The sequence below is a fragment of the Actinomadura violacea genome, from assembly GCF_017573465.1.
GTDB lineage: Bacteria > Actinomycetota > Actinomycetes > Streptosporangiales > Streptosporangiaceae > Spirillospora > Spirillospora violacea.
Genome location: NZ_JAGEPF010000001.1, coordinates 65750 through 82275, shown reverse-complemented (window position 1 = coordinate 82275; position 16526 = coordinate 65750). Strand labels below are relative to the sequence as shown.

Annotated in this window: 21 protein-coding genes; 10 read left to right on the top strand and 11 right to left on the bottom strand. The window is 73.6% G+C overall.

The genetic code is table 11. From position 1 onward, the window contains the following. Window positions 1-48 precede the first annotated feature (48 nt). From J4709_RS00435 to J4709_RS00425, 3 genes are all read left to right on the top strand, one after another. Window positions 49-522 (top strand): MarR family winged helix-turn-helix transcriptional regulator, encoded by a 474-nt coding sequence (locus J4709_RS00435; RefSeq protein WP_208235655.1) that lies wholly within the window; start codon window positions 49-51, stop codon window positions 520-522. A gap of 288 nt (window positions 523-810) precedes the next feature. Then, on the top strand, window positions 811-1656 hold the full coding sequence (gene ldt-CoaP, locus J4709_RS00430; RefSeq protein ID WP_307800826.1) for a L,D-transpeptidase: 846 nt from the start codon (window positions 811-813) through the stop codon (window positions 1654-1656). A gap of 111 nt (window positions 1657-1767) precedes the next feature. Continuing rightward, entirely contained in the window at window positions 1768-2418 is a 651-nt protein-coding gene (locus J4709_RS00425) for a choice-of-anchor P family protein (protein WP_208235654.1), read from the top strand. A 25-nt stretch (window positions 2419-2443) separates the two neighbouring features. On the opposite strand, the gene J4709_RS00420 is transcribed toward J4709_RS00425, so the two are convergent. From J4709_RS00420 to J4709_RS00390, 7 genes are all read right to left on the bottom strand, one after another. Beyond that, window positions 2444-2812, bottom strand: a complete 369-nt coding sequence (locus tag J4709_RS00420) for an STAS domain-containing protein (protein ID WP_307800825.1) — start codon at window positions 2810-2812, stop codon at window positions 2444-2446. 72 nt (window positions 2813-2884) lie between these two features. Continuing rightward, complete coding sequence (locus J4709_RS00415; RefSeq protein ID WP_208235653.1) at window positions 2885-3313, bottom strand: ATP-binding protein; 429 nt, start codon at window positions 3311-3313, stop codon at window positions 2885-2887. A gap of 81 nt (window positions 3314-3394) precedes the next feature. After that, window positions 3395-3649 carry a hypothetical protein gene (locus tag J4709_RS00410; RefSeq protein ID WP_307800824.1) on the bottom strand — a complete coding sequence of 85 codons (255 nt, stop codon included), beginning with the start codon at window positions 3647-3649 and terminating at the stop codon, window positions 3395-3397. A gap of 59 nt (window positions 3650-3708) precedes the next feature. Then, window positions 3709-4089 carry a hypothetical protein gene (locus tag J4709_RS00405; protein WP_208235652.1) on the bottom strand — a complete coding sequence of 127 codons (381 nt, stop codon included), beginning with the start codon at window positions 4087-4089 and terminating at the stop codon, window positions 3709-3711. A 63-nt stretch (window positions 4090-4152) separates the two neighbouring features. After that, window positions 4153-5322, bottom strand: a complete 1170-nt coding sequence (locus tag J4709_RS00400) for an acyl-CoA dehydrogenase family protein (protein WP_208235651.1) — start codon at window positions 5320-5322, stop codon at window positions 4153-4155. Continuing rightward, on the bottom strand, window positions 5322-5969 hold the full coding sequence (locus J4709_RS00395) for a carboxymuconolactone decarboxylase family protein (protein WP_208235650.1): 648 nt from the start codon (window positions 5967-5969) through the stop codon (window positions 5322-5324). Before J4709_RS00395 ends, J4709_RS00400 begins: the two co-directional genes overlap by 1 nt. Continuing rightward, window positions 5953-6534 carry a VOC family protein gene (locus tag J4709_RS00390; RefSeq protein WP_208235649.1) on the bottom strand — a complete coding sequence of 194 codons (582 nt, stop codon included), beginning with the start codon at window positions 6532-6534 and terminating at the stop codon, window positions 5953-5955. The genes J4709_RS00395 and J4709_RS00390 overlap by 17 nt, the downstream gene beginning before the upstream one ends. A gap of 129 nt (window positions 6535-6663) precedes the next feature. Here J4709_RS00390 and J4709_RS00385 point away from each other — a divergent pair, with 129 nt between their 5' ends. From J4709_RS00385 to J4709_RS00360, 5 genes are all read left to right on the top strand, one after another. Further along, window positions 6664-7317, top strand: a complete 654-nt coding sequence (locus J4709_RS00385) for a TetR/AcrR family transcriptional regulator (RefSeq protein WP_208235648.1) — start codon at window positions 6664-6666, stop codon at window positions 7315-7317. Between the two features lie 11 nt (window positions 7318-7328). Further along, the gene (locus tag J4709_RS00380; protein WP_208235647.1) at window positions 7329-7739 is read left to right on the top strand and encodes a nuclear transport factor 2 family protein; all 411 of its coding nucleotides are present in this window, start codon (window positions 7329-7331) and stop codon (window positions 7737-7739) included. Then, the gene (locus J4709_RS00375) at window positions 7736-9055 is read left to right on the top strand and encodes a phosphotransferase family protein (RefSeq protein WP_232382766.1); all 1320 of its coding nucleotides are present in this window, start codon (window positions 7736-7738) and stop codon (window positions 9053-9055) included. Before J4709_RS00380 ends, J4709_RS00375 begins: the two co-directional genes overlap by 4 nt. Window positions 9056-9123: 68 nt before the next feature. Beyond that, window positions 9124-10068 carry a hypothetical protein gene (locus J4709_RS00365; RefSeq protein WP_208235646.1) on the top strand — a complete coding sequence of 315 codons (945 nt, stop codon included), beginning with the start codon at window positions 9124-9126 and terminating at the stop codon, window positions 10066-10068. A 274-nt stretch (window positions 10069-10342) separates the two neighbouring features. Continuing rightward, window positions 10343-11914 carry a purple acid phosphatase family protein gene (locus J4709_RS00360; protein WP_208235645.1) on the top strand — a complete coding sequence of 524 codons (1572 nt, stop codon included), beginning with the start codon at window positions 10343-10345 and terminating at the stop codon, window positions 11912-11914. A gap of 147 nt (window positions 11915-12061) precedes the next feature. On the opposite strand, the gene J4709_RS00355 is transcribed toward J4709_RS00360, so the two are convergent. The 4 genes from J4709_RS00355 to J4709_RS00340 form a co-directional block, all read right to left on the bottom strand. Then, complete coding sequence (locus tag J4709_RS00355; protein ID WP_208235644.1) at window positions 12062-12664, bottom strand: cysteine hydrolase family protein; 603 nt, start codon at window positions 12662-12664, stop codon at window positions 12062-12064. Between the two features lie 61 nt (window positions 12665-12725). Next, window positions 12726-13700 carry a GlxA family transcriptional regulator gene (locus J4709_RS00350; RefSeq protein WP_208235643.1) on the bottom strand — a complete coding sequence of 325 codons (975 nt, stop codon included), beginning with the start codon at window positions 13698-13700 and terminating at the stop codon, window positions 12726-12728. A gap of 74 nt (window positions 13701-13774) precedes the next feature. Beyond that, a complete protein-coding gene (locus J4709_RS00345; protein WP_208235642.1) occupies window positions 13775-15310 on the bottom strand; it encodes an MFS transporter in 1536 nt (511 codons plus the stop codon). 184 nt (window positions 15311-15494) lie between these two features. Further along, window positions 15495-15866 (bottom strand): hypothetical protein, encoded by a 372-nt coding sequence (locus J4709_RS00340; protein ID WP_208235641.1) that lies wholly within the window; start codon window positions 15864-15866, stop codon window positions 15495-15497. On the opposite strand from J4709_RS00340, the gene J4709_RS56070 reads away from it, so the two are divergent. Both J4709_RS56070 and J4709_RS56065 read left to right on the top strand, forming a co-directional pair. After that, window positions 15774-16187 carry an MBL fold metallo-hydrolase gene (locus tag J4709_RS56070; protein WP_372442027.1) on the top strand — a complete coding sequence of 138 codons (414 nt, stop codon included), beginning with the start codon at window positions 15774-15776 and terminating at the stop codon, window positions 16185-16187. The genes J4709_RS00340 and J4709_RS56070 overlap by 93 nt on opposite strands. Continuing rightward, window positions 16187-16510, top strand: coding sequence for an MBL fold metallo-hydrolase (locus tag J4709_RS56065; protein ID WP_372442026.1), 324 nt, complete (start codon window positions 16187-16189; stop codon window positions 16508-16510). The genes J4709_RS56070 and J4709_RS56065 overlap by 1 nt, the downstream gene beginning before the upstream one ends. Window positions 16511-16526: the final 16 nt, after the last annotated feature.

Sequence of the window (16526 nt, the reverse complement as noted above, 5' to 3'; positions counted from 1 at the left end):
GACCGGCCCGGGATGCCGCCGGAGACGTCGTGTGTAACAGTGGAGGGCATGGTGGACACGTCGGGTGAGGGGGCGGACCGGTCCGCCGCCGCCCTCGACGACGCCGCGTTCACGCTGATGAGCGTATGGTCGCACGCGCACAACGCGCCGGACGTCCCGGTGCCGTCCACACAGCTCAGGGCGCTGTTCATCCTGGAGCGCGGGCCGGTCAACATCAGCCGGCTGGCCGCCGGGCTGGACGCGCTGGTGTCCTCGGCGAGCCGGCTGTGCGACCGGCTGGAGGGCGCCGGGCTGCTGATCCGCGACCCGGGCCGGGACCGCCGCGAGGTCACCGTCCGGCTCACCGCGGACGGCCAGGCGCTGCTGGAACGGCTCCGGGTGCGGCGCCGCGCGGAACTCGCCGGGGTGCTGGACGCGATGCCGCCGCCCGCGCGCGAGGCGCTGCTGTGGGGCCTCGCGGAGTTCCACGAGGCGGCGTCGGACCGCGACGCCGGCGGCGGCTCGTTCCCCATGCTGGCCTGACCCCCTTCTCCCCCGGGTCCATCATCCCCCGGGAAACCGCCCTTCAGACCCACAAAACCCCGCATTTGCCAAATCTCCCGTTAAACGGAAAGCAGGCGGCAGTTATTCGGGCGCTTCCGCGGACACGCCGCGCTCTTTTTCGCCGTTTACCGAACGGACGCCGGTACCACTACTAGCATCCGGCGACATGGCGACAGACAATGCCCTTCCCGATCACGCCTTTCTCGATCTTCGCGCCTTTCCCGGGCGGCGCGGTCCGGCGGCCGGGAGAACCGCCCGGGGGCCGCGGTGACCGCCCGCCGCCCGCGCGCCGCATCGGCCGCGCGGACGCGCGTCCCCGCCGTCCTCGCGGCGGGCGCGCTGCTGGCGGGCCCGGGACTGCTGCTCGGCGGCTGCGGGCACTCGCCCGCCAACACCGCGTCCGCCGGGGACGGGGCCAAGCGCACCGCCCCCGCGCAGGCGCCGGCCGGCACGTCCGGCGCGCCCGAGGCCACCACGTACGCCCGCCTCAAGGGCGTCCCGCACGACGACGCCCCGGACGGCGCAACCGGCGGGCTCGTCGTGCACCCCGCCGCCCCGGTCCCCGTCCTGGACAAGCCCGGCGGGCGGACCGTCGCCACCCTCCCCGCCCAGGAACTCGGCGGCCCCACCTGGGTGCCCGTCGTGCAGAGCTCCGGGGACTGGCGCCGCGTGCTGCTGCCGAGCCGCCCCAACGGCGCCACCGGCTGGATCTCCGGCAGCGCGAGCGGCCTGCTCACCGCGCACACGCCCTACACCGTCAAGGTCGACCTGTCGCGGCGCAGGCTCACCCTGCTGAAGTCCGGCAAGCCCGCCGGCGCCTGGCCGGTCGCGGTCGGCGGCGCCAAGACCCCGACGCCCACCGGCCGCACCTTCATGCTGGCCAACCTCGCCCCCGCCAAGAAGACGCCCAGCCCGCTGGTGCTGCCGCTCGGCACGCACTCGGCCACCCTGGACACCTTCGGCGGCGGCCCCGGAACCGTCGCCCTGCACGGCTGGCCGGACCGCTCGGTGTTCGGCAAGGCCGTCACGCACGGCTGCGTGCGCGTGCCCCAGGACGTGCTGCAGGCCCTCGCCAAGGTCCCGCTCGGAAGCCTCGTCTTCATCGACGGCTGAGCCCGGCGGCGCCCCGGCGCACCTCCGGCGGCGCCGGCCCGGACATCGCGAACCCCGCTCGACGGCCACGGCCGTCCCTTCACTCGGAACACACACCATCGGAGACGATCCATGCACGCCTTCACACGCCTGACCACCGCCGCCCTGCTCGCCGGCGGCCTCACCGCCGCGGCCGCCGCGCCCGTGCTCGCCGCGCCGCCCGACCCGTCCGGGTCCGGGTCGGCGTTCGGGCTCGCCGCGACCGGGCCGCTCGGCGCCGTCCCGCCGGTGCCCGCCGTCTCGTCCGACGGCGGCGCCGCGCACAAGAGCCTGCTGAACGAGAACCGCCTCAAGGCCGTCCGCGCGTCGGCGCTGAACGTGGACGCGACGCCCGCCAACGCCCGCTCCAACGTCGCGGGCCTGGCCGTTCCCACCGCCAAGCTCATGGCGAACGCGGTCACCGCGACCTGCCACGACGGCCAGGGCGGCGCACACCTCACGCAGGCCACCGTCGCGGGCAAGCGGCTGGACGCGACGCCGCCGCCGAACACGACCGTCCCGGTGGACGTCGAGGGCGTCGGCCGGACGTCGCTCGTCCTCAACAAGCAGCAGCGGCTGCCCAACGGGCGGCTCGCCGTCACCGCCATGCAGCTGAACCTGCCCGGCGGCAAGGGCGCCCTGCGGGTCGCGTCCGCCACCTGCGGCCGCACCGCGGCGCAGCGCCCCGTCGAGGCGCCGGCGCCGAAGCCGGTCAAGCACCACGACCTGCCGGTCACCGGCTGACGGCCACCCGGTCAGCGGCCGGAGATCACAGCGGCGACGGCCCGGCGGTGCGGACACCGCCGGGCCGTCGTGCCACCGCCTCCTCGACGGTCCCGTACAGCGCGAACACCTTCGCCAGGTGCGTGACCTCGAAGACCTCCCGCACCCGCGGCGAGCCGCCCGCGAAGACCAGTTCCCCGTTCAACGCCCCCAGCCGACGGGACACCCCGATGAACACGCCGAGGCCGGTCGAGTCCAGGAACGTCGCCTTTCCGAGGTCGATCACCAGGTCGCGGGCGCCGTCCTCGACGAGCCCGAGCAGGAACACCCGCAGCCGCGGACTGCTCCCCACGTCGACATCGCCCGAGACCGCCACGATCGTCCGGTCGCCGTAACGGCGCACAGTGAAGTCCACCGTAATTGCCTACCAGACGCGCGGCACCGGCCGAAGCGACCGGGCCGCACGAATGGCGCGGAAAATCCCGCGTCAGCCGGCGAGCGATTTCTCGAAATGCACGATCGCCCCGTTTCGCTGGACGCGATCGAGAATGTGGACTTCCTCCGTCAACGCCCGCATCAACTGCAGCCCCCGGCCGTGCTCGGCGCTCGGCGGCGCGGGCGGCGCGTCCCAGTTCGCGCGCACCCCTTCCCGCCGCCCGGTGGTGCTCACGACGGCGCCGCCGTCGATCACCTCCACGACGCACCGCGCGCCGTCCATCCGGGCCCTGACCTCATAGTCCTTGCCCGCGGTGGCGTGCTGGATGACGTTCGCGCACGCCTCGCCCAGCGCGAGCGCGATATCGGCGCGGACCTCCGGCGTGACGCCGAGCCCGCGCAGAGAGGCGTCGAGCGTATGCCTGACCAGCGGAGCGCTCTCGGCGTTCCTCGGCAGGGTCATCTCGAGGACGACCTCCATACCATGCGCCTCCGTTCCCTCGCTAGTGGCAAGAATTCCCAGTACCGCACTCCGGAAACTCCGGCCTTCCGGCAAGGCTCGCTAGTCGCCCATCGCGGCCATCACCTTCGCGCCCTCGCCGGCCAGCTCGGCCAGCGGGAACCGCCGCAGATCGTGGCGCAGCACCGTTTCCGCCGCCTCCAGCGCGGCGCGCGCGGTGATCATGCAGTTCCCGGCCCGTTCGATCTCGCCGAGCCCGATGCAGTCGAAGGCGACCTGCGCGTCGTGAATCGTCATCCGCAACTGCCGGACGACCTCGTCCATGCCCATCCGCGTCCCCCGGTGAAGCAGATTCACGCCGCATCCTAGGCCGCCCGCCCCACCAAGATCACGAATGCCGCGCGGACACGGCGAGGTCAGCCCTCCTCGACCCGTCCGGCCAGCTCGCGGGCCCGCGCGACCTGCGCCTCGTCCATCCCCTTGTAGTCGCAGCCGCGGCGCTGCTCCTCCTGGTCGTCGATCCAGCGCGCGTGCGCCTCCCAGGCGGCCTGCTTGCTCATCCCGAGCGCGGCGCCGATCTGCGACCACGACGCGCCGGCCTCGCGCGCCGTCCGCACCGCGAGCTGCCGCCCGTACACCGCCTTGCGCGCGATCACCTCGCCGAGCGCGAGCCGTTCGAGGGCCTCCTCGCGCAGCAGCGGCACGTCGCCCATCGTGTCGCGCACCCACAGCTCGTCGTGCCGCCCGGCGGCCGTCAGCAGCGTGAACTCTTTCTCGATCCCATCCGGAGTGATCATGCTCTCCACCCTCCCGTCAAGTCCCCCTGACGTCAAGTCCCCCTGACGGCCGGGTGAGGACGCTCAGGGCATGGCCTTCAGGATGCGGCGGGCGGTGCTCTGGATGTGGACCTCGTCGGGGCCGTCGTAGAGGCGGGCCTCGCGGGCGTGCCGGTACATGCGCGACAGCGGCAGGTCGTCGGTGAGGCCGGCGGCCCCGTGGACCTGGACGGCCCGGTCGACGACGTTGTGCAGCATCCGCGCGCCGACGACCTTGATCGCGCCGATCTCGATGCGTGCATCCGCCCCAAAGCCATGGTCGCCCGCGTCGATCTGCTCGGCGGCCTGGAGGGTGAGGAGGCGGGACGCCTGGATCTCGGTGTAGGAGTCGAAGACATGCTGCTGCATCAGCTGCTTCGCCGACAGCGGCTCGCCGAACGCGACGCGCGTCCCGAGCCGCGCGCACATCAGCTCGAACGCGCGCTGCGCCTGGCCGAGCCAGCGCATGCAGTGGAAGATGCGGCCGGGGCCGAGCCGGTCCTGCGCGATGACGAAGCCGTGCCCGCGCGGGCCGAGGAGGTGGTCGGCGGGCACTCGGACGTCCTCGTAGGCGACCTCGTAGTGCCCGCCGTTCAGGCCGAGGACGGGCGTCTCCCGCACGATCCGGTACCCCGGCGTGTCCGTCGGCACGATGATCATGCTGAAGGCGCGGTGCGGGGCCGTCCCGTCGGGCTCGGTGCGGCACATGACGGTCGTGTAGGCGGCCTGCGCGGCGCCCGTGGTGAACCACTTGCGTCCGGTGATCACCCATTCGTCGCCGTCGAGGACGGCCTTCGTCCGCAGCTGCGTCGGGTCGGAGCCCGCGTGGTCGGGCTCGGTCATCGCGAAGCTCGGCGACACCTCACCGGCGACCATCGGGGCGAGGTAGCGGTCGCGCCAGCGCGGGCTCGCGTACTTGTGCAGCATCAGCGAGTCCTGGAGCGTGAACGTGCCGAGGGCGAGCTGCCCCCATTCGCTGCGTCCCTGCACCTCGTTGACGTACACGTAGTCCAGGAACGGCAGGCCGCCGCCGCCCAGCTCCTTCGGGTGCCCGAGCGCCCAGAGCCCTTCCTTCTTCGCCTCGTCGCGGAGGCGGAGGAGGGTGTCGCGGTCGCCGGCGTTCAGGGCGGGCTCGGCCGGCTCCACGCGCTCGGTCATGAACGCGTGGACGGCGTCGCGGACGCCCCGCACCCGGTCCGGGACGGGGAACAGCATCAGGCCCGTCCCCCGCCCGTCAGGTCGTCGGAGATGTCGCGGTTGCCGTAGCCCTCGGGCGCGGCCACCTCGACGATCGGCTCGGGACGGTCGTCGAACTCCAGCCGCAGCGCCCGCGACATCGTCGCGTGCATCTCGTACATGCAGGTGATGTAGGTGAGCTGCAGGATCTCCTTGTCGGACAGGTGCTTCTGCAGGATCTCGAACACCCGGTCCGGGACGCGCCCGCCCTCCAGGACGAGCGCGTCGGTGTAGGCGAGGACGGCCCGCTCCAGCTCCGAGTAGCAGTCGGCGGTCTGCCAGTGCGGGACGGACTCGATCCGGTCCTCGGACATGCCGAGCGCCCGCATCTGCTTGCAGTGCTGCGAGAACACGAACTGGCTGCCGCGCGCCCACCCGGCCCGGCACTGGCCGAGCTCGCGCAGCACCGGGTCGAGCGCGGCGTTGCGGTAGAGGGCGAAGCCGCGGACAGCGTGGTTGAACACGTCCGGGTCCTGCGCGAACACCGTCCACCAGTCGCCGGGCGAGCCGGTCGCGGTGCCGTGGTCGACGGCCGGGTCGCGGTCGGGCGCGAACAGGTGGTCGTAGAAGAACAGGATGCGCTCGTCGGTGACCTCGGCGCGGGGGACCTCACGCAGACGCGGCATTGCTCTTCTCCTTGGTGACGGTGCGGTCGGCGGCCGTCTTCGGCTCGTGGGAGACGTCGGACTCGCCGAACGTGCGGGTCCAGCAGGCGAACTCGAGCAGGATCCCGTCGGGGTCCTGGAAGTAGAACGAGCGGACGAACACGCCGTCGTCGAACGTCGGGGCGACGCCCCATTCGCTGTCGTCGTGGTTGAGGATCGGGCTGACCTCGACGCCCTTGTCCTGCAGGCGGATCCGGTACTCCTCGAACTTCTCGACCGGGACGTGGAACGCGACGTGGTTCATCGACCCGACGGCGCTGAGCAGCTCGCCCTGCTCGGGACGGGTCTTCGGCGCGGAGATCCCGGGGACGCCGTCGGGCGCGTCGGGGAACCAGAAGAACGCGACGCAGTCGCCGCCGCCGCAGTCGAAGAAGAAGTGCTGGCCCATGCCGGCGGGCAGGTCGAGGGTCTTGATGAGCGGCATCCCGAGGACGCCGGAGTAGAAGTCGATCGTCCGCTGCATGTCGGACGAGACGAGCGCGAGGTGGTTGATCCCACCGAGCTCGAACTCGCTGTTCGCGGGCATGTGGGGCCCCTTCCCCGAAGTTGACTTGACAGTCATATCAACTTGCTCGATGCTCGGATACTGTTCCCGCGGGCATTGGCTTGTCAACCCCCGCCGGGGCCTCGCGGGGCGGGCGAAAGGGAGCAGGGCATGGCGGAGACGGGGGCCGGCGAGAGCCCGCAGGCGCCGCTGACCGAGCGCGGCGCGCGCACCAGGGAGCGCCTCATCGCCGCGGCCCGCGAGGTCTTCGAGGAGCGCGGCTTCCTCGACACCCGCGTCGCGCACATCGCCCGGCACGCCAAGGTCGCCTACGGCTCCTTCTACACCTACTTCCCTTCCAAGGAAGCCGTCTTCCTCGAGGTCGCCGACCGGCTGTTCGAGGACATGACCCGGCACTCCTTCACCCCCGGCGCCGACTCCGCCGCCGCCGAACCCGCCGCGCGCGTCCGCAACGCCAACCGCGCCTACTACGAGGCGTACCGGCGCAACGCCAAGATGATGGCCATCATCGAGCAGGTCTCCACGTTCAACGAGGAGTTCCAGGAGATGCGGCGCAAGCACCGCGCCGAGTCCGTCGGACGGTCCGCGCGGGCGATCGAGCGCTGGCAGCGCGCCGGACTCGTCGGCCCTGACATCGACCCGGAGATGACGGCGCGCGCGCTGGCCGCCATGGTGGACCACTCCCTGTACCTCTGGCTCGTCCAGGGCGACGACCCGTCCGACACCGATCGCCTCCTGGACACCCTCGACGCCCTCAACGTCCGGGCCCTCGGCCTGCGCCCCGCCCCCGAGCAGTCCCCCTGAAGGAGACCCGCGTGCACGAGGAACTCGCCGACCGCTTCATGGCCGCCATCACCGGCGGCGACGTCGACACGCTCCGCTCCCTCTACGCGCCCGGCGCGCTGATCTGGCACAACGGTCCCGGCCCCGGCGGCGGCACGGAGCAGGGCGTCGACGACAACCTCCGCACGCTCCGCTGGCTGTCGCGCAACCTCGGCGACTTCCGCTACGAGGAGATCCGCCGCGACGCGCTGCCCGGCGGGTACGTCCAGCGGCACGTCCTGCGCGGGACGCTCCCGGACGGATCGCCCCTCGAGATCGCCGCCTGCCTGTTCGTCACCGTGGACGGCTCCGGGCGCATCGCGCGCATCGAGGAGTACGCCGACACGCGCGGCAGCGACCCGCTCCGCGACCTCGCCGCCGCCCAGCGCGCGGCCCGCGCATGAGCGCGCTGGAGGCCGCGCTCGCCGCCCGGCTCGGCGCGGACGTCGCGGACCTGCACCGGCTCTCCGGCGGCGCCAGCCGCGAGACCTGGTCGTTCGACGCGGGCGGCCGCGCCCTCATCCTGCGCCGCGACCCGCCGGCGGCGCCCGAGCCGGACGCGATGGCGCGCGAGGCGGCGCTGCTGGCGTCCGCCGCCCGCGCCGGCGTGCCCGTCCCGACCCTGGTCGACCACGGGCCCGACCTCGCCGGCACCCCGTTCCTGATCATGGAACGGCTGGCCGGCGAGACGATCCCGCGCCGGCTGCTGCGCGACGGCGCGTTCGCCGCCGTCCGGCCCCGGCTGGCCCGCGACCTCGGCGCCGTCCTCGCCCGGCTGCACACGATGGAGCCCGTCCCCGGCCTGCCGGCCGACGACCCGCTCACCGCGATCACCGCCTACTACGAGGCGTTCGACGAGCCGCGCCCCGCCGTCGAGCTGGCGCTGCGCTGGCTGCGCGAGCACCGGCCCGCCGCGTCCGGCCGCCGGGCGGTCGTGCACGGCGACTTCCGCAACGGCAACCTGATGATCGCGCCGGACGGCGTCACCGGCGTCCTGGACTGGGAGCTCACCCACCTCGGCGACCCCGCCGAGGACCTCGGCTGGCTGTGCGTGAAGGCGTGGCGGTTCGGCTCCCCGCACCCCGCCGGCGGGTTCGGCTCCCGCGAGGACCTGCTCGCCGGGTACGCCGATGCCGGCGGCACGCCGCCCACCGTCGAGGAACTGCGCTGGTGGGAGGTCTACGGGACGCTCCGCTGGACGGTCCTCTGCCGCCACCAGGCCGAACGCTTCCTCAGCGGGACGGACACCTCCATCGAGTACGCGGTGCTCGGCCGGAAGGTCTGCGAGCAGGAGCACGACATGCTGCTCGCGCTCGGCCTGACGTCGCCCGTCACCGTCGCCGACCCCCTCGCCGCGGCGCCCGGCGCCCCGTCCGGGCCGCCGGCGCACGACCGTCCGGACGCGGCCGCGCTCATCGACGCCGCCGGCGCGTTCCTGCTGGAGGCCGAGCAGCCGGACGAGCGGCTGCGGTTCCATGCCCGGGTCGCCGCGTCCGCGCTGCGCATCGCGCGCCGCGAACTGCTGCTCGGCGAGGCGCACCGGGCCGCGCACGCGGCTCGCCTGCGCGGACTCGGCTGCGCGTCCGACGCCGACCTCGCGGCCGCCGTCCGCGACGGCGCCCTCGACGACCGCCGCGACGAGGTCGTGGCCGCGATCCGCGCCTCGATCATCGACAAGCTCACGGTCGCCAACCCGCGCCACCTGGCACTTCCCGGCTGACAGGCGAGGTTATCCACAATTGCGCCATCCCCTTGTGGGGGATCCGCCGACTCGTGGAGGATTTCAGCGTGATGCCACGAGTGGTGTTCGACCCGGACATTCCCGAAGCGGCGCGCGACGTCCTCGCGGCCAACGCGCCGTTGCTGCCGCATCCGTCGGCCGCGCCGCCGCCCCCGCGCTTCGGCGGGCGCGGCTTCCAGACCGCCACGCTGGCCGCGATCCAGGCGCCGATCTGGGTCTACCTGCCCGCCGTCGCGTGCTGGCAGTACGGGAAATGGGCGCGGCTCGTCGGCATCGCCGCCGAAGCGGCGGTCATCACGCCCATCGCCCTTTTCGGCCTGACCGGTTTCGCCTTGAACATGGTGCTCGGCGTACCGCTCCAAATCATCGCCTTCCTGGTCGTGCTGCTGCTCTCGGGTGAGCCGGAATTGCCGAAACTGATCCGGCGCCACAAGGACGGCTATATCCGTCCGGAGGAACTGGACGGCCCCGCCCCCGACCTGCTGCTGCGCGCGCAGGCGGCCGCCAACGGCGTGATCCGCTCCGAGGTCAACCAGGAGGGTCTCCTGGACGAGGTGCGGAACACGGTGACCCTGCCGCGGCAGCTCTGGGACATCGCCCGGACGCTCGCCGAGCTGACCCGCCTGCACGACGAGCAGCTGCAGCGGACGATGGGGCTCAGCACGCCGCGCGTCGAGGAGGCGCTGCGCCCGCAGCGCAAGGCGCTGAACCTGGCGACCGAGTCCGTCATCAAGCGCGTCGAGGCGCTCGAACGCTACGCCGCGCGCACACGGGCCGCCGACCAGGCGCTGCTGGAGCTGCGCGCCCTGCACAACCTGGCCGAAGGCAACGACGCCTACCGCGACCTGCTGGCCCGCACGGTCCGCGACGACCTGGCCATCGCCGAGATCGACGACCTGACCGAGCGGGCACGGCAGATCGAGGAGGCCCTCCATGACAGCGTCGAACAGGCCCGCCGAGCAGGGCTCTCCCTGGTACCCCAGGCAAGCTGACCCCCGGCCCGCCTACCGGCTGCCGGTGGGGGTCTGCGTCCTCGGCGCGTTCCTCCTGGTGACCCAGATCCTCTTCTGGATCGCCGCCCTCAGCCTCGGATAGCCCCGCGCTCGGCTCGCGTGCGGTGGCGGGCCGGGCGGGCGGCGGGGCCGTGACCTGCGGGGCTCGCCGGGCGGTGATCTTCTCGCCGCAGGGCGTACGCCGTCCGTTCATGTCGCGGACGCCCCGGCGCACGAATCGTTCGCCACCCTGACGGCCGTGAACACTCCTCGCATGGGCATCCCCCAGCGCCTCGCCGAGCGCATGAGCATGGCGGAGCAGCACGAATACCTCCAGTCGAAGTTCTCCCGCCGCGGCCTGCTGCGCGGCGGCGCCGTCGCCGCCGGGTCCCTCGCGGCGGGCGGCCTGCTCACCGGCACCGCGAGCGCGTCGGCCCCGGCCGCCCTCCCGCTGCTCGCCCCGTCCCCCGAGCACGTCGACGGCGCGCTCGTCGCGCCGATCGGCCGGCACCTGGCGTTCGGCGCCGACCCGCGCACGCAGATGACCGTGTCCTGGCAGGTCCCCGTCCCGGTGAAGAAGCCGTTCCTGCGCATCGGCACCCACCCCTGGCACCTGTCGCAGCGCATCCCCGCCGAGGTCCGCAGCCTCCACACGCCCGCCGGGGTCGGGTCGAGCCCCGACTTCACCCAGTACTACCTGCACGTCCGGCTGGACCGGCTGCACCCCGGCACGACCTACTACTACGGCGTCGGCCACGACGGCTTCGACCCGGCCAGCTCCCACCTCGCCGGGACGGTCGGGACGTTCACCACCGCCCCGGCGCGGTCGTCGAAGTTCACCTTCACCGCGTTCGGCGACCAGGGCGTCAGCTACCACGCGCTCGCCAACGACAGCCTGATCCTGGGCCAGAACCCGGCGTTCCACCTGCACGCGGGCGACATCTGCTACGCCGACCCGTCCGGGTCGGGGCAGACGAGCGACACCTTCGACGTCCGGGTGTGGGACCAGTTCCTCGCCCAGACCGAGACCGTCGCCAAGCAGGTGCCGTGGATGGTCGGCTACGGCAACCACGACATGGAGGCCTGGTTCTCGCCCAACGGGTACGGCGGCGAGGAGGCCCGCTTCCAGCTTCCCGAGAACGGCCCGGACCCGAAGAACCTGCCGGGCGTGTACACGTTCGTCTACGGCAACACCGCCGTCGTCTCGCTGGACGCCAACGACGTCTCCTACGAGATCCCCGCCAACCAGGGCCTGTCCAAGGGCAAGCAGACGGCGTGGCTGGAGGCGCAGCTCAAGTCGCTGCGGGCGCGGCGCGGCATCGACTTCATCGTGGTGTTCTTCCACCACTGCGCGTTCTCCACCACCAACCAGCACGCCTCCGAGGGCGGCGCGCGCGACGCGTGGGTGCCGCTGTTCGAGAAGTACCAGGTCGACCTGGTGGTGAACGGGCACAACCACGTCTACGAGCGCACCGACGCCATCAAGGGCAACGCGGTCGGCAAGCAGCTGCCGATCGGCGGCACGTCCCGTCCGGAGAGCGACGGCGTGGTGTACGTGACGGCGGGCGGCGCGGGCAAGAGCCTCTACAGCTTCCCGGTGCCGGACTCCTACGAGGGCAAGGAGAAGCCGCTCGACTCCGTCGCCACCTACGTGTGGGACAAGGACCGCAACAAGGTGCCGGAGACGGTGCACTGGTCGCGGGTGCGGTTCACCGGCTACTCGTTCATCCGGGTCGACGTGGCCCCGGCGCCGCGCGGCCGCACCGCGACGCTGTCCGTCCGGGCGCTGGCCGAGAACGGCACCGAGATCGACCGCTTCACCATCGCCCGGCCCTCCCGCGCCTGACGGCCGCGCCGGGCCTGCGCACCCCTTCGCCCGGGCGCCCGCCCCGCCCGGGCGACCGCCCCGCCCGCCGGCAGGCGACCGTCCGGCAGACGCGGCCGCCCGGCAGACGACCGTCCGGCAGACGGGGCCGCCGGCACGGGGCGAGGGTCAGGCGGGGAGGTCGTCGACGCGGGGGGCGACCAGGCCGAAGAGGTCGCCGATCGTGGTCAGGGCGGCGGCGTGCAGGGCGTCCGCGGGGATCGGCGCGCCGTCCGGGGCGGCCAGCGGACGCGTCGCGCAGGCCTCCGCGACGACGGTGGGCCGGTAGCCGAGGTTGAAGGCGCCCTGGGCGGTGAACTGGACGCACATGTGGGTCATGAAGCCGGCCAGCACCAGGTCGGGCCCGGCGTCGATGCGGCGCAGCACGTCCGCCAGATCGGTGTCGTGGAAGGAGTTCGGGAAGCCCTTCACCACGACGGGCTCGCCGTCGAGGGGCGCGACGGGGTCGGCGATCCGCCCGATCTCGGCGCGGATGTCGTAGGGGGTGCCTTCGCCGCCGTCGTTGACGACGTGCACGACCGGCGTCCCGGCGGCGCGGGCCCGGGCGAGCAGCCGGGACGCGGCGTCCAGCGCGGCGCCCGCACCGGGGAGGGCCATGACGCCGGTCCGGTAGGTGTTCTGGAAGTCGATCATGATCAGGGTGCTGCCGGACAGCGCGGGCAGCGCGCCGTCCAGGCCGATCACGTCGCGCAGGGTCGTCGAAACGGTCATCTCGTCCTCCAGGAGGGCAGGGTCGAGCACCGGCCTCACCGGCCGGGCATGGGAAACGGGGTCAGGCGGCGGTGCGGAACCGCCGGCGGTAGGCGGCGGGGGTGGTGCCGAGCCGGCGCCGGAACGCGCGGTGCAGCGTCTCGACCGAGCCGAGGCCGCAGGACGCGGCGACCCGGTCGAGTGGTTCGTCGGTGGCCTCCAGCAGCCGGCGCGCCGCCTCCACCCGCGCCGCCTCGACGAACGCGGCCGGGGTGGCGCCGGTCTCGCCGCGGAAGACCCGGGCGAAGTGCCGCTCGCTGAGCCGCATCCGCTCGGCGAGCGCCGCCGCGGACAGGTCGGCGGACGGGTTGGCGGTGATCCACGCGCGCAGTTCGTCGATGTCGCGGCGCTCGGCGGGCGCCTGCCACAGCGGCACGCTGAACTGGCTCTGCCCGCCCTGCCGCTTGAGGTACATGACGAGCTGCCGCGCGACCTTCAGCGCGAGGCGCTCGCCGTGGTCCTCGGCGACGAGGGCGAGCGCGAGGTCCATGCACGCGCTGATGCCGGCGCCCGTCCACACGTCCCCGGACCGGACGTAGATCGGGTCGGGGTCGACGGTGACGTCGGGGTGGTCGGCGGCGAGCCGGCCGGCGGTCGCCCAGTGCGTGGTCGCCGTCCGGCCGGCGAGCAGGCCCGCGGCGGCGAGCAGGTGCGCGCCGACGCAGACGGAGGCGACGCGGCGGGCGTGCCGGGCGGTGCCGGCGATCCAGGCGACCAGGTCCGGGTCGATCACCGGCGCGCCGGCGCGGTCCACGGCGCCGGGCACGACGAGGGTGTCGACCCGGTCGCCGACCTGCTCGAACGTCAGGTCGGTGGCGAGCCGGACGCCGGCGCTGGTGCGCACCTGGCCGCCGTCCGGCCCGGCCAGCACCACCCGGTAGGGCGTGCCGCCGGACATCTCCCGGTTCGCGACCGCGAAGACCTCCGCGGGCCCGGTGACGTCGAGGAGGTCGACGTCGGGGAACACGGCGATGATGACACGGTGCGGAGCGGGCATGTCCCCATTGTCACCGGCGCACCCCGATGACCGCCATGACCATGTTCTGGCACATCCGGACACGCCCCCATGGCTTACGCCGCGGCGGGCACCTCGGCGAGCACGCGCCGCTCGCTGGACTCGCGGAGCCAGAGGGCGGTGGCCAGCGCGGCGAGCAGCGAGGCCGCCGCGCACAGCACCAGACCGACGGAGAAGCCGTGCGCCAGCGCGTTCAGCGCGGCCTCCGCGGGCGGTCCCGGGATGCCGAGGACGGCGAACGGGCCGCCCTTGCCGGCGGCGCCCGTGGCGGCGGCGACCTGCGGCGCCGGCGTCCCCGCCGAGGCCAGCCGTCCGGGCAGGTCGCCCATGGCCGCGCTGAGCGCGACCGCGCTGACGATGGACGGGCCGATGCACATCCCGAAGTCGCGGGCGGTGCTGATGGCCGCGCTCGCCATGCCCGTGTAGGACAGCGGCACCGCGTCGATGGCCGCCGACGTCATCGCCGACACGATGAACAGGAAGCCGATGCCCTCCAGCAGCAGCGGCCCGACATGGACGGCCAGGGACGCGTCCCGCACGGGCAGGGCGGCGAGCCAGAACTCGCCGGCGGCCAGCAGGAGCAGCCCGCCGGTGACGAGCCGCCGCGCGCCGAACCGCCGCATCATGCGGGGCAGGACGGGTCCGAGCAGGCACGGCACCCCTTGCAGGATGACGAAGAAGACCGCGGCGTGGATGCCGGTCTTGTGCTGCAACGCGCCGATCCTGATGCTCAGCGCGTACACGCTGCCGAGGAAGGAGAACATGCCGATGACGGCGGCGACCGCCGCGGCGGAGAACGCCGGGATGCCGAACACGGCCAGGTGCAGCATCGGCGCGGCGACCTTGCGTTCGACCAGCACGAACGCGACGAGCCCGGCGACGCCGGCGGCGAGCGCGACGATCGTGCGCGGCGCCGTCCAGGAGTTCCCGGCGCCCTCGACGATGCCGTAGAGCAGGGCGAACATGCCGACGGCGATGGACGCCTGCCCCGGCCAGTCCAGCGACCGCCCCTCCGGGGACTTCGACTCGCGCGCGAACAGCGCCGTCACCGCGAGGCTCAGCACCGCGAGCGGCGCGACGAGGTAGAAGGACGCGTGCCAGGAGACGTTCTCGGCGAGCGCCCCGCTGACCATGACGCCGAGCATGGTGCCGAGCGACATGCTGAGCGTCCAGGTGGCGACGCCGCGCGAGCGCTCCTCGGCCGTCGTCGCGCCGGCCACGGCGATGGCCAGCGACGTCGGGATCAGCGCGCCGGCGCCGATGCCGGCGAGCGCCTGCCCGGCCCACAGCTGGTGGACGCCGTGCGCGGACCCGGACACCAGCGCCCCGGCCGCGAGGACGGCGGTGCCGCCGATGAGGACGCGGCGGCGGCCGAGGAGGTCGCCGAGCACGCCGAACGACAGTTCGAGGATGGCGGTCGGCAGCAGGAACGCCGAGGTCACCCAGGCGAGCGCGACGCCGTCGGCGCCGAGCGACTCCTGGATGGTGCCGTTGATCGGCGCCGGGGCCACGTTGGCGATCTGGGACACCATGATGGCCAGGCAGGCGGCGGCGAGCGTCCCGCCGCCGGAACGCCGTGAGGGTGGGTTCACGAGGGACTCCTTGCAAGGGAGCGGTTCTCCGCTCCGCAGTGGCCCCTAATGTGACGACGGGCGGCCTGATTTGAGAAATAGATTCGCTGGATGCCGATCATCCGTGCGGCGGATGACGGGCGGCGCGGGCGGCGCGGGACGCGGAGCCATCCATCCCGTCGATGGCAGGGATCCGGAATAACGATCACCCGCGGTCTGGTGGCGAGAGGCCGCCCCGGCGCCCCGCGCCGCCGGGCGCCGGACGGTCCTCCGCGCCGCCGTTCTCGGCGGTGGCGCCGCGGCGCTCGCGGGCCTCGCCGCACCCGCCGCGCAAGCCGCGCCCGCTTCGCAGGCCGCGCCCGGCGGGCGGCTGCCCGGCCATCGCGGCACGGACCTCGTCCTGCTCGGCACCGCGGGCGGGCCGCCGCCGCTCGCCGCCCGGACCGGCATCGCGTCCGCGCTGGTCGTCAACGGCCGCACCTACGTGATCGACGCCGGGCGCGGGGCCGTCACCCAGTTCATGCGGGCCGGGCTGTCGATGCCGTCCCTCGCGGGGATCTTCGTGACGCACCTGCACGCCGACCACACCGTGGACCTGTGGCGGGCAAGCAGGGGTTCCAGAAGCCGATCGAGGTGTACGGGCCGGGGTCGGCGGGACGGCTGCCGGACGGTCCGCCGCCCGGCTCCCACTGGGTCGACGCGGACGCCCCCGTCCCCGGCGTCGCGGCCCTGCTGCGGCTGTCGAACGCGGCGTTCGCCTACTCCACGAACGGCTTCATCGCCGAGCACATGGGCAGCGACCCGGCCGACTATGTCCGGGTCCACGAGATCCAGCCGCCCGCGGCGGCCGGAGCGAGCGCGTCGGATACCGCGCCGCGCATGGATCCGTTCCCGGTGATGGAAAACGACGACCTCAAGGTCACCGCGATCCTCGTCCCGCACGGCCCGGTGTTCCCGGCGCTCGCGTACCGGATCGAGACGGAGGACTGCGTGGTCGTCTTCTCCGGCGACACCGCCCGCACGCCTAACGTCCCGCGGCTGGCGGCGGGCGCCGACGTCCTCGTCCACGAGGCCTTCCACCGGGACGCGGTCGCCGCGATCGGCTGCCCGCCCGCGGTCGTCGAGCACATCGGCGCCGTTCACACCGAGGTCGGCGAGCCTGCCGGACGCGGCCTAACTTCGTTGAGTTGCGGCGTGTCGGCCTTAAAAGACCCCGGATAAGGCCGACACGCCGCAA

Coding starts and splice junctions, on each gene's coding strand:
- J4709_RS00350 (WP_208235643.1), bottom strand. CDS start 13,700: ATGCCCGCTCCGCACCGTGTCATCATCGCCGTGTTCCCCGACGTCGAC.
- J4709_RS00355 (WP_208235644.1), bottom strand. CDS start 12,664: ATGACCGTTTCGACGACCCTGCGCGACGTGATCGGCCTGGACGGCGCG.
- J4709_RS00435 (WP_208235655.1), top strand. CDS start 49: ATGGTGGACACGTCGGGTGAGGGGGCGGACCGGTCCGCCGCCGCCCTC.
- J4709_RS00405 (WP_208235652.1), bottom strand. CDS start 4,089: ATGATCACTCCGGATGGGATCGAGAAAGAGTTCACGCTGCTGACGGCC.
- J4709_RS00375 (WP_232382766.1), top strand. CDS start 7,736: ATGAGCGCGCTGGAGGCCGCGCTCGCCGCCCGGCTCGGCGCGGACGTC.
- J4709_RS00425 (WP_208235654.1), top strand. CDS start 1,768: ATGCACGCCTTCACACGCCTGACCACCGCCGCCCTGCTCGCCGGCGGC.
- J4709_RS00360 (WP_208235645.1), top strand. CDS start 10,343: ATGGGCATCCCCCAGCGCCTCGCCGAGCGCATGAGCATGGCGGAGCAG.
- J4709_RS00385 (WP_208235648.1), top strand. CDS start 6,664: ATGGCGGAGACGGGGGCCGGCGAGAGCCCGCAGGCGCCGCTGACCGAG.
- J4709_RS56065 (WP_372442026.1), top strand. CDS start 16,187: ATGGAAAACGACGACCTCAAGGTCACCGCGATCCTCGTCCCGCACGGC.
- J4709_RS00415 (WP_208235653.1), bottom strand. CDS start 3,313: ATGGAGGTCGTCCTCGAGATGACCCTGCCGAGGAACGCCGAGAGCGCT.
- J4709_RS00400 (WP_208235651.1), bottom strand. CDS start 5,322: ATGCTGTTCCCCGTCCCGGACCGGGTGCGGGGCGTCCGCGACGCCGTC.
- J4709_RS00395 (WP_208235650.1), bottom strand. CDS start 5,969: ATGCCGCGTCTGCGTGAGGTCCCCCGCGCCGAGGTCACCGACGAGCGC.
- J4709_RS00390 (WP_208235649.1), bottom strand. CDS start 6,534: ATGCCCGCGAACAGCGAGTTCGAGCTCGGTGGGATCAACCACCTCGCG.